Origin of the sequence: Pseudomonas fluorescens (assembly GCF_003732425.1) — a bacterium.
Classification (GTDB): domain Bacteria; phylum Pseudomonadota; class Gammaproteobacteria; order Pseudomonadales; family Pseudomonadaceae; genus Aquipseudomonas; species Aquipseudomonas fluorescens_BE.
Window position 1 is genome coordinate 342,566 of record NZ_MOBX01000014.1, and the last position, 13,922, is coordinate 356,487.

Sequence of the window (13,922 nt, forward strand, 5' to 3'; positions counted from 1 at the left end):
TAGATATAAACTAATTTGTCTATTATGGACTTTTAGTGTTCTATCGCAAGCACCTGATGAAATCCAGGCGAAAAAAAAGCGCAGTCCGTTGCCGGCTGCGCTTTTTTTTCAGGCGTCGCTTACTGCGGACGCTTGCGCTCAACCGCGCGCAACAGATGCGTCGGTGGCGTTTCACAGCTGATCTTGCGACCGAGCTTTTCTTCGATGGACGGCAACTGGTAGGAGTCGTCCTCACCGGCGAAGCTGATCGACACACCGTCAGCGCCGGCACGACCGGTACGGCCGATGCGGTGCACGTAATCGTCAGGGACTTCCGGCAGGGTGAAGTTGATCACATGGCTGATGCCGTCGATGTGGATGCCGCGACCGGCCACATCAGTGGCGACCAGCACGCGAATCTTGCCTTCGCGGAAACCTTCCAGGGTCTTGATGCGTTTGTGCTGCGGCACATCGCCGGACAGTTGCGCGGCGTTGATGCCGTCGCGCACCAGGCGTTCTTCGATGCGGCGCACTTCGTCCTTGCGGTTGGCAAACACGATCACGCGTTCCCAGCCGTTATCGTTGACCAGGTTGTAGAGCAGTTTGTACTTATCGGCACCGGCCACCGCATAGATGTGCTGCTCGACGTTTTCGTTGGCCACGTTGGTGATTTCGATTTCGACGATCGCAGGGTCGGTGGTCCACTGCTTGGCGAGGTTCATCACGTCTTCAGTGAAGGTCGCGGAGAACAGCAGAGTCTGGCGCTCGGACTTCGGTGGCGTCTGGCGAATGATCTGGCGCACTTGCGGGATGAAGCCCATGTCGAGCATGCGGTCGGCTTCGTCCAGCACCATCACTTCGACCATGTCCAGGTGCACGTCGCCGCGCTGGTTGAAGTCGAGCAAGCGGCCCGGGGTGGCGACGAGAATGTCGCAGTGGCGCGCTTCGAGGTGCTTGAGTTGCTTGTCGAAGTCCATGCCACCGACGAACGTCATGACGTTGAGGCCGGTGTACTTGGTCAGGTCGGCGGCGTCTTTGGCGATCTGCACCACCAGCTCACGGGTCGGCGCGATGATCAGCGCACGGGGTTCGCCCATGTAGCGTTCTTTCGGCGGCGGCGTTTGCAGCAGCTGGGTGATGATCGAGATCAGGAACGCGGCGGTCTTGCCGGTGCCGGTCTGCGCACGACCGATGGCGTCTTTGCCGGCGAGGGTGTAGCCCAGCACCTGCGCCTGGATCGGCGTGCAATAAGGAAAGCCCAGATCCTGAATGGCGTGCATCAGTTCGGGAGACAGCTTGAAATCATGGAAGCGGGTTTTGCCTTCCTGTGGCTCGACGGCGAAATCTTCGAGTTTCCACGGAATGACCGGTGCCTTGGGCTTCGGTTCGCGGCGCGGTCTGGCCGGTTTCGGCGCTTCGCTGCGGGCAGGCTCGGCAGCGATGGGCGCGGCCGTTGCAGGTTGCGGTGCTTGCTTCGGTGCCGCTATGGGAGCGGGGCGGTCGGCCTGTGGCGCATCGTTGCGATGACCGCGGGCGTGCGACGGCGCACTGGGAACTGGCGCGAGCTGCTCAGCCTCGCTTTTACCGAACATTTTCTTGAGTGCTTTGAGCACGGTCATCTCATCAATTGATTAAGGAATGTACGCCGGCCAGTGTAATGCAAGAAACGGGCGCGGCGTAGTAGGAGGGATCAAAGGGCGTTTTTAAACTTGATGTTTAGCGCAGGCGTTCGCTCAACCAGACGCCGATGTCGCGAATTTCTTCGGGTAACACTTCGTGCTCCATTGGGTATTCCTGCCATGTCACGGTGACACCATGGTGCTTCAGATACTCATAAGCGCTGCGGCCCATGGAGTTTTGCACCACGTTGTCGAACTGCCCGTGCAGGCACATCACCGGAATTCGCTGCTGACTGGCGGACAATTGCAGTTCATCACTGAACGTCGGCGCATACGTCGACAACGCCAACACGCCACCCAACGGCCCCTGCCATTTCAAAAATGCAGTGTGCAAGACCACCGCGCCACCCTGGGAAAACCCGGCGAGGAAAATCCGCGAGGCGTCTATTCCGCTGGCCCGCTCGTTTTCGATCAATTCAATGATGCGATCCGCCGACGCTTCCAACTGGTCACGGTCAATCGCCCGCGCCGGACTCATGGCTTTAATGTCGTACCAGCTCGGCATGGCATATCCGCCATTTATCGTCACCGGACGCGTCGGCGCCTGCGGCAGCACGAAGCGCGTGCTCAGCAGGCTTTCCTGCAATGCCTCGGCCACCGGCAGGAAGTCGTAACGGTCGGCGCCGAGGCCGTGCAGCCAGATCACGCAGGCGTCTGCGTGCTTAACAGGCTGAAGAATCAAGGGCTCGGTCATGTTTGCTCCAAATATGTGCGGACGCTCTCATTAAGTGCGTGATTCGAGTGCGCGTCCGGTTGATCCGTTAAGAAGATGTCGCAAGGTTACAAGTTTTGCTATTGACCTGTCGCCGAATCGATTCGGCGAGCAGTGTGGTACGGGCTTTGCTATGGCTTGATCCGTGCAACCGATCTTGCGTGGGCGGTAACACTATCAGTGTACGACCCGCGACGGGATTGCAAAGAATCCGGTGATGGATGTTCGCCAATGGCCGCTACGGGCTTAGCGAACGTGAAAGGGCTACAGCCCGTTCGGCCGATTGGTGAGAAGTGAGTTGTCCATGATGTGGATTTTCTCCTACTAGACTCATAGCGAAGGTCTTACGTCGGTTGACCCCAAAAAAAGCCAACACGGGTCAACAACGCCTCAAAAGGGTGCGACTGGACTCAAGCTCCGACACAACAAGAGCAAAACTGGAGGTTTGAATGAAGATGTTGAAATCCACTCTGGCGATCGTGACTGCAGCAACAGTTCTCGGCGTCAGCGGGTTCGCTCAGGCGGGTGCAACCCTGGATGCCGTGCAGAAGAAAGGTTTCGTGCAGTGTGGCGTGAGCGACGGTCTGCCGGGCTTCTCGGTACCGGACGCAACCGGCAAGATCCTCGGGATCGACGCTGACGTCTGCCGCGCAGTGGCCGCTGCCGTATTCGGCGACGCGACCAAAGTCAAATTCAGTCAGTTGAACGCCAAGGAGCGCTTCACCGCGCTGCAATCGGGCGAGATCGACATCCTGTCGCGTAACACCACCATGACCAGTTCGCGTGACGCGGGCATGGGCCTGAAATTCCCGGGCTTCATTACCTACTACGACGGCATCGGCTTCCTGGTGAACAACAAGCTGGGCGTGAAGAGTGCCAAAGAGCTGGACGGTGCAACCATCTGCATCCAGGCCGGTACCACCACCGAGCTGAACGTTTCCGACTACTTCCGTGGCAACGGTCTGAAATACACCCCGATCACCTTCGACACCTCCGATGAAAGCGCCAAGTCGCTGGAATCCGGTCGTTGCGACGTGCTGACCTCCGACAAGTCCCAACTGTTTGCCCAGCGCTCCAAGCTGGCGTCGCCGAAGGACTACGTGGTTCTACCGGAAACCATTTCCAAAGAACCGCTGGGCCCGGTCGTGCGTAACGGCGACGACGAGTGGCTGGCAATCGTACGCTGGGTTGGCTACGCGCTGCTCAACGCTGAAGAGGCCGGTATCACTTCGAAGAACGTCGAAGCGGAAGCCAAGTCGACCAAGAACCCGGACGTTGCCCGTATGCTCGGCGCTGACGGCGAATACGGCAAAGATCTGAAACTGCCGAAAGACTGGGTTGTGCAGATCGTCAAACAAGTCGGCAACTACGGCGAAATCTTCGAGAAAAACCTCGGCAAGAGCACTCCGCTGGAAATCGACCGCGGCTTGAACGCCCTGTGGAACAACGGCGGCATTCAGTACGCACCACCAGTGCGCTAATGGTTCTATCACCCGGCGGGCCAACCGCCGGGTGATGTTCTTGTTCCATTTTTTCCGGGGCACTTCATGCAAAATTCAATCGGCGCACCAAAGCAGAGGCTCAGCCTCAGCGATCCACGAGTGCGTGCGTGGCTATTCCAGATCATCACCGTTGTGGCGGTGGTCTCGCTGGGCTGGTACTTGTTCGACAACACGCAAACCAACCTTCAGCACCGGGGCATTACCTCCGGTTTCGGCTTTCTGGAGCGCAGTGCCGGGTTCGGCATCGCTCAACACCTGATCGACTACACCGAAGCGGACAGCTATGCCCGCGTCTTTGTCATCGGTCTGCTCAACACCCTGTTGGTAACCGTCATCGGCGTGATTCTGGCGACGATCCTCGGTTTCATCATCGGTGTGGCACGGCTGTCGCAGAACTGGATCATCAGCAAACTGGCGACCGTGTATGTGGAAGTGTTCCGCAACATTCCGCCGCTGCTGCAAATCCTGTTCTGGTACTTCGCGGTGTTCCTGACCATGCCGGGACCGCGCAACAGCCATAACTTCGGCGACACCTTCTTCGTCAGCAGCCGTGGCCTGAACATGCCGGCCGCGCTGGCGGCTGACGGTTTCTGGGCATTCGTGATCAGCATCGTGGTGGCCATTGTCGGCATCGTGCTGATGTGCCGCTGGGCCAACAAGCGCTTTGAAGAAACCGGCGTGCCGTTCCACAAGTTCTGGGTCGGCCTGGCGATTCTGCTGGTGATCCCGACCTTGTGCGCCCTGATCTTCGGCGCACCGCTGCACTGGGAAATGCCTGAACTCAAAGGCTTCAACTTCGTCGGCGGCTGGGTGTTGATCCCGGAACTGCTCGCCTTGACCCTGGCTCTGACCGTATACACCGCGGCGTTCATCGCCGAGATCGTGCGTTCCGGGATCAAGTCGGTCAGCCATGGCCAGACCGAAGCGGCGCGTTCGCTCGGCCTGCGCAACGGCCCGACCCTGCGCAAGGTGATCATTCCGCAAGCCCTGCGCGTGATCATTCCGCCGCTGACCAGCCAATACCTCAACCTGGCGAAGAACTCGTCGCTGGCGGCCGGTATCGGTTACCCGGAAATGGTGTCGCTGTTTGCCGGCACGGTGCTCAACCAGACCGGTCAGGCGATCGAGGTGATTGCCATCACCATGAGCGTGTACCTGGCGATCAGTATCAGCATTTCCCTGCTGATGAACTGGTACAACAAGCGCATTGCGCTGATCGAGCGGTAAGGAAAAGCGCATGAGTACTCATACTTTCAAACCTGACATGCCCCCACCGAACAGCAGCATCGGCGTGGTGGCGTGGATGCGCGCGAACATGTTCTCCAGCTGGCTCAACACCCTGCTGACCCTGTTTGCGTTCTACCTGATCTACCTCGTCGTGCCACCGATCCTCAGTTGGGCCATCCTCGATGCCAACTGGGTCGGCACCACCCGCGCCGACTGCACCAAGGACGGCGCCTGCTGGGTGTTCATTCAGCAGCGTTTCGGCCAGTTCATGTACGGCTACTACCCGCCGGAACTGCGCTGGCGCGTGGACCTGACCGTGTGGCTGGCGGTGATCGGCGTGGCACCCCTGTTCATCTCGCGCTTCCCGCGTAAAGCGGTGTACGGGCTGAGCTTCCTGGTGCTGTACCCGATCATTGCCTACATCCTGCTGCATGGCGGTTTTGGTCTGAGCAATGTGGCGACCAGCCAGTGGGGCGGCCTGATGCTGACCTTGGTCATCGCTACCGTCGGTATCGCCGGGGCCTTGCCACTGGGGATTGTGCTGGCGCTGGGTCGTCGTTCGAACATGCCGGCAATTCGTGTGGTCTGCGTGACCTTCATCGAATTCTGGCGTGGCGTGCCGTTGATCACCGTGCTGTTCATGTCCTCGGTGATGCTGCCGCTGTTCCTGCCCGAAGGCATGAACTTCGACAAACTGCTGCGGGCATTGATCGGCGTGATCCTGTTCCAGTCGGCCTATGTGGCTGAGGTGGTGCGCGGCGGTTTGCAAGCGATCCCTAAAGGTCAGTATGAAGCGGCTGCAGCGATGGGCCTCGGTTACTGGCGTTCGATGGGCCTGGTGATCCTGCCGCAAGCCCTGAAGCTGGTGATCCCCGGCATCGTCAACACCTTCATTGCGCTGTTCAAGGACACCAGTCTGGTGATCATCATCGGCCTCTTTGACCTGCTCAACAGCGTCAAACAAGCCGCTGCCGATCCGAAATGGCTGGGCATGGCCACCGAAGGCTACGTGTTCGCCGCCCTGGTGTTCTGGATTTTCTGTTTTGGTATGTCGCGCTATTCCATGCATCTGGAACGCAAGCTCGACACTGGCCACAAGCGTTAGGAGTTCTGTAAATGAGTGAAGCAATCAAAAAGCCTGTAGGTCCTGAAGGCATTATTCAAATGCAGGGCGTCAACAAGTGGTACGGCCAGTTCCACGTGCTCAAAGACATCAACCTCAACGTCAAGCAGGGCGAGCGTATCGTCCTGTGCGGCCCGTCGGGTTCCGGCAAATCGACGACGATTCGTTGCCTCAATCGTCTGGAAGAGCACCAGCAGGGCCGCATCGTCGTCGACGGCGTGGAACTGACCAACGACCTCAAGCAGATCGAAGCGATCCGCCGCGAAGTCGGCATGGTGTTCCAGCACTTCAACCTGTTCCCGCACCTGACCATTTTGCAGAACTGCACCCTGGCGCCGATGTGGGTACGCAAGATGCCCAAGCGCAAGGCCGAGGAAATCGCCATGCATTACCTGGAACGCGTACGCATTCCGGAGCAGGCGCATAAATTCCCGGGGCAACTGTCCGGTGGTCAGCAACAGCGCGTGGCGATCGCTCGTGCTCTGTGCATGAAACCGAAAATCATGCTGTTCGATGAGCCGACTTCAGCACTCGATCCGGAAATGGTGAAGGAAGTACTCGACACCATGATTGGTCTGGCTGAAGACGGCATGACCATGCTTTGCGTGACCCACGAAATGGGCTTTGCCCGCACCGTGGCCAACCGCGTGATCTTCATGGACAAAGGTGAAATCGTTGAGCAGGCGGCGCCGAATGACTTCTTCGATAATCCGCAGAATGACCGGACGAAGTTGTTCTTGAGTCAGATTTTGCATTGATGGTTTGTGGGTAAAAACGAACCCGGCCTTGTGCCGGGTTTGTTTTTTGTGGGTCAGGATGCGCTAAGGGGCTCTTTTTCTTTGTGCTCGGTGAAAGTGAATGCTCCCCTTAAATCAGCACCTTCGGCCAGGACTCTCGCATCAGCGAGCAAATGCGGGTAGCGATCCAGAAGACGCATAAGCAGCACTAACGCTTTTGGCGCAGGTGATTCACCGCGTTCGTACCGGGAGAATGCATTATGGCCACCGCCTGAAAGCAAGAGGACCGCGTCTTTTTGCGTCAAGTGAAGTTTGCGCCGGATCTTTTTCATCTCGTTTCCGATCATTTTTCTTCCGGCAATAACGAGTTCGTCGCATGCGTGCGAATAACGCAGCCCGCACTCGTCATCCAATTCGACTTCACCGCATTTCTGGCACTCCCAGCCTGACAGATCATCGACCCGACGCTCCATTCCCTCGACGCTCACGGTCTCGGCCCGGCCCCGGAAATGCAACATGCCTTCCGGGGCACCGCAACTGAAGCACTGTTGGGTATTCATGAATTGCTCTCCTTGAAGGAGATCACTGGTGGGCGCCTGTCGTAGTGATATGACACCTTTATGTAAATCTCCAAATCATGTGATTTGATGTGATAGACGTCTTGCCAGATTCGGTGATCGCCATATGTCGTCATCGACTTGTACAACATGTTGCGTTGCAGTTTGAAAATGACTTCCTGCATCTCTTTGAGTGTCAATTCGAGTGCAGTGCCAGTCCTTCGCGCTGTGTGCGTGAATGCTCTCCAGCCAAGCCGCCTGACATCCGCCTTTACCACCGCCAAGTCGTAATGGGGTGTGTTCTTCTCCATAAGAAATCAAAACCCTGTCCCTGAAATTACCCTTAAAGGGTAATTTTGACCAATCGAAAATCCCGCTCCATGCGTCTCCGATTGACCCTAGGTGGTTGCCGTCCTATACGGGTCTGACTAACATGTCAGAAAATTCATCCTATGATTGGATGAAAGGGCGAATTCCATGTCAGACATTTCTCCACTCATTAAGCGATCCCTGGTCGATCAGGCCCTGGATCAACTCCGCCAGCGCATCAACAGCGGTGCTTGGCAGGTCGGCGAGCGTTTGCCGACCGAACCGGAGCTGTGCGCGGAGCTGGGCATCAGCCGCAATACCGTGCGCGAAGCCATGCGCGTGCTGGCGTTTTCCGGATTGATCGAGATTCGCCAGGGCGATGGCAGTTACTTGCGCGCGGTGGTTGATCCGCTCGATACGCTGAAGGCGTTATCGCGCTGCTCGCTCGATCAGGCACGGGAAACCCGGCACATCCTCGAAGTCGAGGCCATCGGCCTGGCAGCGTTGCGCCGCACCGACGAAGACCTCGTCGCATTGCGTGAAGCGCTTGGCACCAGCGGCAGTCACTACCACGGTGATCTGGACACCTACATCGCCTGCGATCTGGTGTTCCACCGTCGTCTGGTCGATGCCGCGCACAACCCGACCCTCAGCGAGCTGTATCGCTATTTCTCCAGCATCGTCGGCGCGCAATTGCGCCAGACCCTGAACATCGTCCCGCGCCGCCAGGAAGTGTTCGACCTGCACATCGAGCTGCTCGATGCGGTCGAGAAACGCGACCCGGAACGGGCCAAAGCTTTATCGAGACAGTTGATCAATGAACCTTGAAACCGAGAAATCCATGTCACGCAGTGAGATATCCACAACCCCGAAGCGCACGGCAGAACTCGAAGAACTGCTGATCGACGCCGAGGCCGATGATGAGCAAGTGCAGCAGAGCCATCCGCTGGTGCGCCGGCCATGGCTGTTGCTGCTGGGCTTGATTCTGGTGGCGCTGAACCTGCGTCCGGCGCTGTCGAGCATGGCGCCGCTGCTCAGCGACGTTTCGAAAAGCCTCGGACTGTCGGCAGCTCAGGCCGGTTTGCTGACCACGTTGCCGGTACTTTGCTTGGGCTTGTTCGCCCCATTGGCACCGATTCTGGCGCGGCGTTTCGGTGCCGAGCGGGTGGTGTTGGGGATTCTACTGACGCTGGCCGGCGGGATCATTTTGCGCAGCAACTTCGGTGAGATCGGCCTGTTTGCTGGCAGCGTATTGGGCGGTGCGAGCATTGGTATTATCGGGGTACTGCTGCCGGGCATCGTCAAGCGCGACTTCGCCAAACACGCCGGCACCATGACCGGCGTCTACACCATGGCGCTGTGTCTGGGTGCGGCGATGGCGGCGGGCTCCAGCGTGCCATTGAGTGAACATTTCGGTAACAGTTGGGCGATGGGCCTGGGTTTCTGGGTAATTCCGGCGCTGGTTGCGGCGGTGTTTTGGCTGCCGCAAGTCGGGCAGAAGCAGGGTGCACACAACGTTGCTTATCGTGTGCGCGGGCTGCTGCGTGATCCGCTGGCCTGGCAGGTGACCTTGTACATGGGCCTGCAATCGTCGCTGGCCTACATCGTGTTCGGCTGGTTGCCGTCGATCCTGATTGGTCGTGGTCTGACGCCGACCCAGGCCGGTCTGGTGTTGTCCGGTTCGGTGATCATCCAGCTCGCCAGTTCGTTGGCCGCACCGTGGCTGGCGACTCGCGGCAAGGATCAGCGTCTGGCCATCGTCGTGGTCATGGCGCTGACCCTTGGCGGTCTGTTTGGCTGCCTGTATGCGCCGATCGAAGGCCTGTGGGGCTGGGCGATTCTGCTGGGACTGGGGCAGGGCGGTACGTTCAGTCTGGCGTTGACGTTGATCGTGCTGCGCTCGCGGGATTCGCACGTCGCGGCGAACCTGTCGAGTATGTCTCAGGGATTCGGTTACACCCTCGCGTCGATGGGGCCGTTCGCGGTTGGCGTGGTGCATGACTGGACCGGCGGCTGGAATGCGGTGGGCTGGATCTTCGGCATTATTGGCACAGGCGCGATCATTGCCGGGCTCGGCGCCGGGCGTGCGCTGTACGTGCAAGTGCAAAGCGAAAAAATCTGACGCGGTTCAAACTGTAGGAGTGAGCCTGCTCGCGATAGCTTTATACCAGTCAACGTTGCGCTGACTGACACACCGCTATCGCGAGCATGCTCACTCCTACATGGGTTTTGTGTACAGCGGGTATTCGGTTTACGAATGCCGATAGTGTTTCTGCGCATTGCAGATTATCGTGCTGGCACTCTGTACCTATTTTGGAGTTTGCCCATGAGCGAAGCCCACGCCGCGTTGATCACCCGCTTCTACCAAGCCTTCCAGCGCCTCGATGCCGAATCCATGGCCGCCTGTTACACCGACGACGTCGTGTTCAGCGATCCGGCTTTCGGTGAACTGCGCGGGCGTGATGCCGGCGACATGTGGCGCATGCTCACCACCCGCGCCAAAGACTTCTCGCTGACCTTCGACAACGTCCGCGCCGACGAGCGCAGCGGCGGCGCGCATTGGGTTGCGACCTACCTGTTCAGCCAGACCGGCAACATCGTCATCAACGATATCCAGGCCCGCTTCGTGTTCCGTGACGGCAAGATCTGCGAGCACCACGACCACTTCGATCTGTGGCGCTGGTCGCGTCAGGCACTGGGTTTCAAAGGCCTGCTATTGGGCTGGACACCGCTGGTGCGCAACGCCGTACGCGCCCAGGCGCTGAAGGGACTGAAGGCATTTCAGGCCGGTCGCTGATAAGATCGCAGCCTGTTTCCTACACGTCTTGATCCCGAAGTGACCAGCCTTAGCGAAAAATCTGTCGATGTTGCCGAACCGGTGAGCAAGTCCTGGTTCGTCTACCTCGTTCGCGCGGCCAATGGCTCGTTGTACTGCGGAATCAGCGACGACCCGGTGCGCCGCTTCGCCAAGCATCAAAGCGGCAAAGGCGCGCGGTTCTTCCTCTCCAGCCCGGCGATGGCGCTGGTTTATACCGAGCTGTGCCGCGACAAGAGCGATGCGTTGCGGCAGGAACGGCTGATCAAAAAGCTCAGGAAGAGCGCCAAGGAATGCCTGGTCGCGTCTTATCAATCTGACTGATCAGTTCCCATCAGGCAGATCTGTAGGCTGCTAAGCAAATGCACGCTAAGCTGCGGGCTCACTATCTGAGCGGCGGAGCCGAGCATGTCCGAGTTGATTCTGCATCATTACCCGACCTCCCCATTTGCCGAAAAGGCCCGCCTGCTGCTGGGGTTCAAAGGCTTGTCGTGGCGCTCGGTGCATATCTCGCCGGTGATGCCGAAACCGGATCTGACCGCCCTGACCGGTGGCTATCGCAAGACCCCGGTGCTGCAGATTGGTGCTGACATCTATTGCGACACATCGTTAATCGCACGCCGCCTGGAGCAGGAAAAGGCGTTGCCGGCGTTCTTTCCCGAGGGCCAGGAATTCACTGCCGCCAGTTTTGCCACATGGGCTGACTCGGTGGTGTTTCAACATGCGGTGAGCCTGGTGTTTCAGCCGGAATCGGTGGCGGTTCGTTTCGCCAAGTTGCCGCCGGAAGCGATCAAAGCTTTTATTGCCGACCGCGCCGGTCTTTTCAGTGGTGGCAGCGCCACGCGTTTGTCTGCCGAACAAGCCAAGCATCAGTGGCCGACGATCATGGCGCGTCTGGAGCAGCAGTTGCAGCGCGAGCAAGGCGACTTCTTGTTCGGCGAACCGTCGATTGCCGACTTCGCATTGGCGCATCCCATGTGGTTCCTCAAGGCCACGCATGTCACGGCTCCATTGGTGGATGAGTATCCGGCTGTTGCGGCCTGGTTGGGCCGAGTGCTGGGCTTTGGCCATGGCGCAGCCAGTGCGATGACGTCGGAAGAGGCGCTTGAGGTTGCACGCAACGCGACACCGGCTGCATTGCCGGATGAGCAGTTTGTTGATCCGAATGGCTTCAAGGCCGGGCAGCAGGTGGCGATCGCTGCGACCGATTACGGGGTTGATCCGGTGGTGGGTGAGTTGCTGTTTGCCGGTAGTGAAGAACTGATCATTCGTCGCGAAGATGAGCGTGGCGGCGTGGTGCATGTGCACTTCCCGCGCTTCGGCTTCCGCATCGAAGCCCGCTAACGGATTGCACACAACACCCTGTGGCGAGGGAGCTTGCTCCCGCTGGGATGCGAAGCGGCCCCCGTTTTTCCAAGGCGAGAGCATGTTCGCAGGTTTGCGACTGCTGCGCAGTCGAGCGGGAGCAAGCTCCCTCGCCACAGGTGTGTGCGTTACTTCAGGGCGGCGAGGATTTCGTCCGGGTCAAACCCGCGAATCAACGTGCCATTCACGTCGATCATCGGAATCCCGCGCCCGCCCAATGCTTCGTACGCCTTGCGCGCCTCGGCATCCTTCTCGATATCGAACTCCTTGAATGGAATCCCCTTGCTGTCGAGAAAACGCTTGGTCTGCTTGCAGTAGCCGCACCAGTCGGTGGCGTAGAGCACGACATTGGCCTGCGCCCGCGTCTGCTCCGAAACCATCTGCGACGGGTTGAACACCCGCTCGATCTTGCCCCAGTTCTGATAGACCACGACCACCAGCAGAACCAGCGCGACCTTCTTCAGCACATTGCCGAACATCAGTTACGGCGCTTCAACTGATCGGTGAGTGATGTCGGCAGGCCTTTGATTACCAAGGTGCCAGCCTCTTCGTCGTATTCGATCTTCGAGCCCAGCAGGTGTGCTTCAAAGCTGATCGACAGGCCTTCGGCGCGGCCGGTGAAGCGGCGGAACTGGTTGAGGGTGCGTTTGTCCGCCGGAATCTCTGGGGACAGACCGTAATCCTTGTTGCGGATGTGATCGTAGAAGGCTTTCGGGCGCTCTTCGTCGATCAGCTCCGAGAGCTCTTCCAGGCCCATCGGTTCGCCGAGTTTGGCCTGGCTGCTGGCGTAATCGACCAGGGTCTTGGTCTTTTCGCGGGCGGAGTCTTCCGGCAGGTCTTCGCTCTCGACGAAGTCGCTGAAGGCCTTGAGCAGCGTACGGGTCTCGCCCGGGCCGTCGACGCCTTCCTGGCAGCCGATAAAGTCGCGGAAGTATTCCGAGACCTTTTTGCCATTCTTGCCCTTGATGAACGAGATGTACTGCTTGGACTGCTTGTTGTTCTGCCACTCGGAGACGTTGATCCGCGCCGCCAGGTGCAATTGCCCAAGGTCGAGGTGGCGCGACGGGGTCACGTCCAGCTCGTCGGTCACCGCCACGCCTTCGCTGTGGTGCAGCAGGGCGATGGCCAGGTAATCGGTCATGCCTTGTTGATAGTGGGCGAACAGCACGTGGCCGCCGACCGACAGGTTCGATTCTTCCATCAGCTTCTGCAGGTGCTCGACCGCGACTTTGCTGAACGCGGTGAAGTCCTTGCCGCCTTCCATGTATTCCTTCAGCCAGCCGCTGAACGGGAACGCGCCGGACTCCGGATGGAACAGGCCCCAGGCTTTGCCCTGTTTGGCGTTATAGCTCTCGTTGAGGTCGGCGAGCATGTTTTCGATGGCTGCAGACTCGGCCAGTTCAGTGTCACGGGCGTGCAGAACTGCGGGCGTGCCGTCGGGTTTTTTGTCGATCAGGTGGACGATGCAATGACGGATCGGCATGGGCTTCTCGGCTGTTGGAAGGGAGGAGGGCAGGCTCCCCCGAAAAAGCGCTAAGTGTACCCGAATCTCCGGTCGAGACTCTCCGTAGGAGCTGCCGAAGGCTGCGATCTTTTGATCTTGTTTTCTTGAAAAGCCAGATCAATAGATCGCAGCCTTCGGCAGCTCCTACAGGGGGTTGAAGGGCAAAACCGGGGCGTGCGCTGACGCTTATGCAGTTTTTTCGCGGTTTAGAGCAATAAAGCTGACCAAATGGGTAGCTAGAGGCGGATATTTCCCCGTCTCTGTGCTAGTTTTGCCCGGTCTTACGCGAAGTCACTGCGTTAAGCGTGCATTCAGCATTTGTCAGGTCGAACCAAACCCTGATTTCGGTATCTATAACCCGACTCGTCGTGGTTATCGCCGAGGGTGCCAGATCCAGAAGATCGGGCTCGATG

Annotated in this window: 15 protein-coding genes; 9 read left to right on the forward strand and 6 right to left on the reverse strand. The window is 58.7% G+C overall.

Features of this window, described 5'->3' with window-relative positions; translation table 11 throughout:
• Window positions 1–119 precede the first annotated feature (119 nt).
• Together rhlB and BK670_RS18615 are read right to left on the reverse strand one after the other, a co-directional pair.
• The gene (rhlB, locus tag BK670_RS18610; protein WP_123451864.1) at window positions 120–1,598 is read right to left on the reverse strand and encodes an ATP-dependent RNA helicase RhlB; all 1,479 of its coding nucleotides are present in this window, start codon (window positions 1,596–1,598) and stop codon (window positions 120–122) included.
• Between the two features lie 97 nt (window positions 1,599–1,695).
• Window positions 1,696–2,352 carry an alpha/beta hydrolase gene (locus tag BK670_RS18615; RefSeq protein WP_123451866.1) on the reverse strand — a complete coding sequence of 219 codons (657 nt, stop codon included), beginning with the start codon at window positions 2,350–2,352 and terminating at the stop codon, window positions 1,696–1,698.
• Between the two features lie 467 nt (window positions 2,353–2,819).
• Here BK670_RS18615 and BK670_RS18620 point away from each other — a divergent pair, with 467 nt between their 5' ends.
• The 4 genes from BK670_RS18620 to BK670_RS18635 all read left to right on the forward strand — a co-directional run bounded on the left by BK670_RS18620 (window position 2,820) and on the right by BK670_RS18635 (window position 6,980).
• Window positions 2,820–3,851, forward strand: coding sequence for an amino acid ABC transporter substrate-binding protein (locus BK670_RS18620; RefSeq protein ID WP_095050968.1), 1,032 nt, complete (start codon window positions 2,820–2,822; stop codon window positions 3,849–3,851).
• A 66-nt stretch (window positions 3,852–3,917) separates the two neighbouring features.
• Window positions 3,918–5,099: an amino acid ABC transporter permease gene (locus tag BK670_RS18625; protein ID WP_095050967.1), complete on the forward strand. Its 1,182-nt coding sequence runs from the start codon at window positions 3,918–3,920 to the stop codon at window positions 5,097–5,099.
• A 10-nt stretch (window positions 5,100–5,109) separates the two neighbouring features.
• Entirely contained in the window at window positions 5,110–6,204 is a 1,095-nt protein-coding gene (locus tag BK670_RS18630; protein ID WP_123451868.1) for an amino acid ABC transporter permease, read from the forward strand.
• 11 nt (window positions 6,205–6,215) lie between these two features.
• Window positions 6,216–6,980, forward strand: coding sequence for an amino acid ABC transporter ATP-binding protein (locus tag BK670_RS18635; RefSeq protein ID WP_003221897.1), 765 nt, complete (start codon window positions 6,216–6,218; stop codon window positions 6,978–6,980).
• Between the two features lie 53 nt (window positions 6,981–7,033).
• On the opposite strand, the gene BK670_RS18640 is transcribed toward BK670_RS18635, so the two are convergent.
• Together BK670_RS18640 and BK670_RS18645 are read right to left on the reverse strand one after the other, a co-directional pair.
• A complete protein-coding gene (locus BK670_RS18640) occupies window positions 7,034–7,519 on the reverse strand; it encodes a type II toxin-antitoxin system MqsA family antitoxin (protein ID WP_123451870.1) in 486 nt (161 codons plus the stop codon).
• Entirely contained in the window at window positions 7,516–7,827 is a 312-nt protein-coding gene (locus tag BK670_RS18645; RefSeq protein WP_123451872.1) for a type II toxin-antitoxin system MqsR family toxin, read from the reverse strand. Before BK670_RS18645 ends, BK670_RS18640 begins: the two co-directional genes overlap by 4 nt.
• Before the next feature lie 166 nt (window positions 7,828–7,993).
• On the opposite strand from BK670_RS18645, the gene BK670_RS18650 reads away from it, so the two are divergent.
• The 5 genes from BK670_RS18650 to BK670_RS18670 all read left to right on the forward strand — a co-directional run bounded on the left by BK670_RS18650 (window position 7,994) and on the right by BK670_RS18670 (window position 11,984).
• On the forward strand, window positions 7,994–8,653 hold the full coding sequence (locus BK670_RS18650) for a FadR/GntR family transcriptional regulator (protein ID WP_123451874.1): 660 nt from the start codon (window positions 7,994–7,996) through the stop codon (window positions 8,651–8,653).
• Entirely contained in the window at window positions 8,643–9,947 is a 1,305-nt protein-coding gene (locus tag BK670_RS18655) for a CynX/NimT family MFS transporter (RefSeq protein WP_123451876.1), read from the forward strand. The genes BK670_RS18650 and BK670_RS18655 overlap by 11 nt, the downstream gene beginning before the upstream one ends.
• Window positions 9,948–10,151: 204 nt before the next feature.
• Window positions 10,152–10,622 carry a nuclear transport factor 2 family protein gene (locus BK670_RS18660; RefSeq protein WP_123451878.1) on the forward strand — a complete coding sequence of 157 codons (471 nt, stop codon included), beginning with the start codon at window positions 10,152–10,154 and terminating at the stop codon, window positions 10,620–10,622.
• Window positions 10,623–10,661: 39 nt separating this feature from the next.
• Window positions 10,662–10,964 (forward strand): GIY-YIG nuclease family protein, encoded by a 303-nt coding sequence (locus BK670_RS18665; RefSeq protein WP_008083651.1) that lies wholly within the window; start codon window positions 10,662–10,664, stop codon window positions 10,962–10,964.
• Window positions 10,965–11,048: 84 nt separating this feature from the next.
• Window positions 11,049–11,984 (forward strand): glutathione S-transferase family protein, encoded by a 936-nt coding sequence (locus BK670_RS18670; protein ID WP_123451880.1) that lies wholly within the window; start codon window positions 11,049–11,051, stop codon window positions 11,982–11,984.
• 149 nt (window positions 11,985–12,133) lie between these two features.
• Here BK670_RS18670 and BK670_RS18675 read toward each other — a convergent pair whose 3' ends face one another.
• Entirely contained in the window at window positions 12,134–12,484 is a 351-nt protein-coding gene (locus BK670_RS18675) for a glutaredoxin family protein (protein WP_123451882.1), read from the reverse strand.
• Window positions 12,484–13,488: a nucleoid-associated protein YejK gene (gene yejK, locus BK670_RS18680; protein WP_016984999.1), complete on the reverse strand. Its 1,005-nt coding sequence runs from the start codon at window positions 13,486–13,488 to the stop codon at window positions 12,484–12,486. The genes BK670_RS18675 and yejK overlap by 1 nt, the downstream gene beginning before the upstream one ends.
• Window positions 13,489–13,922: the final 434 nt, after the last annotated feature.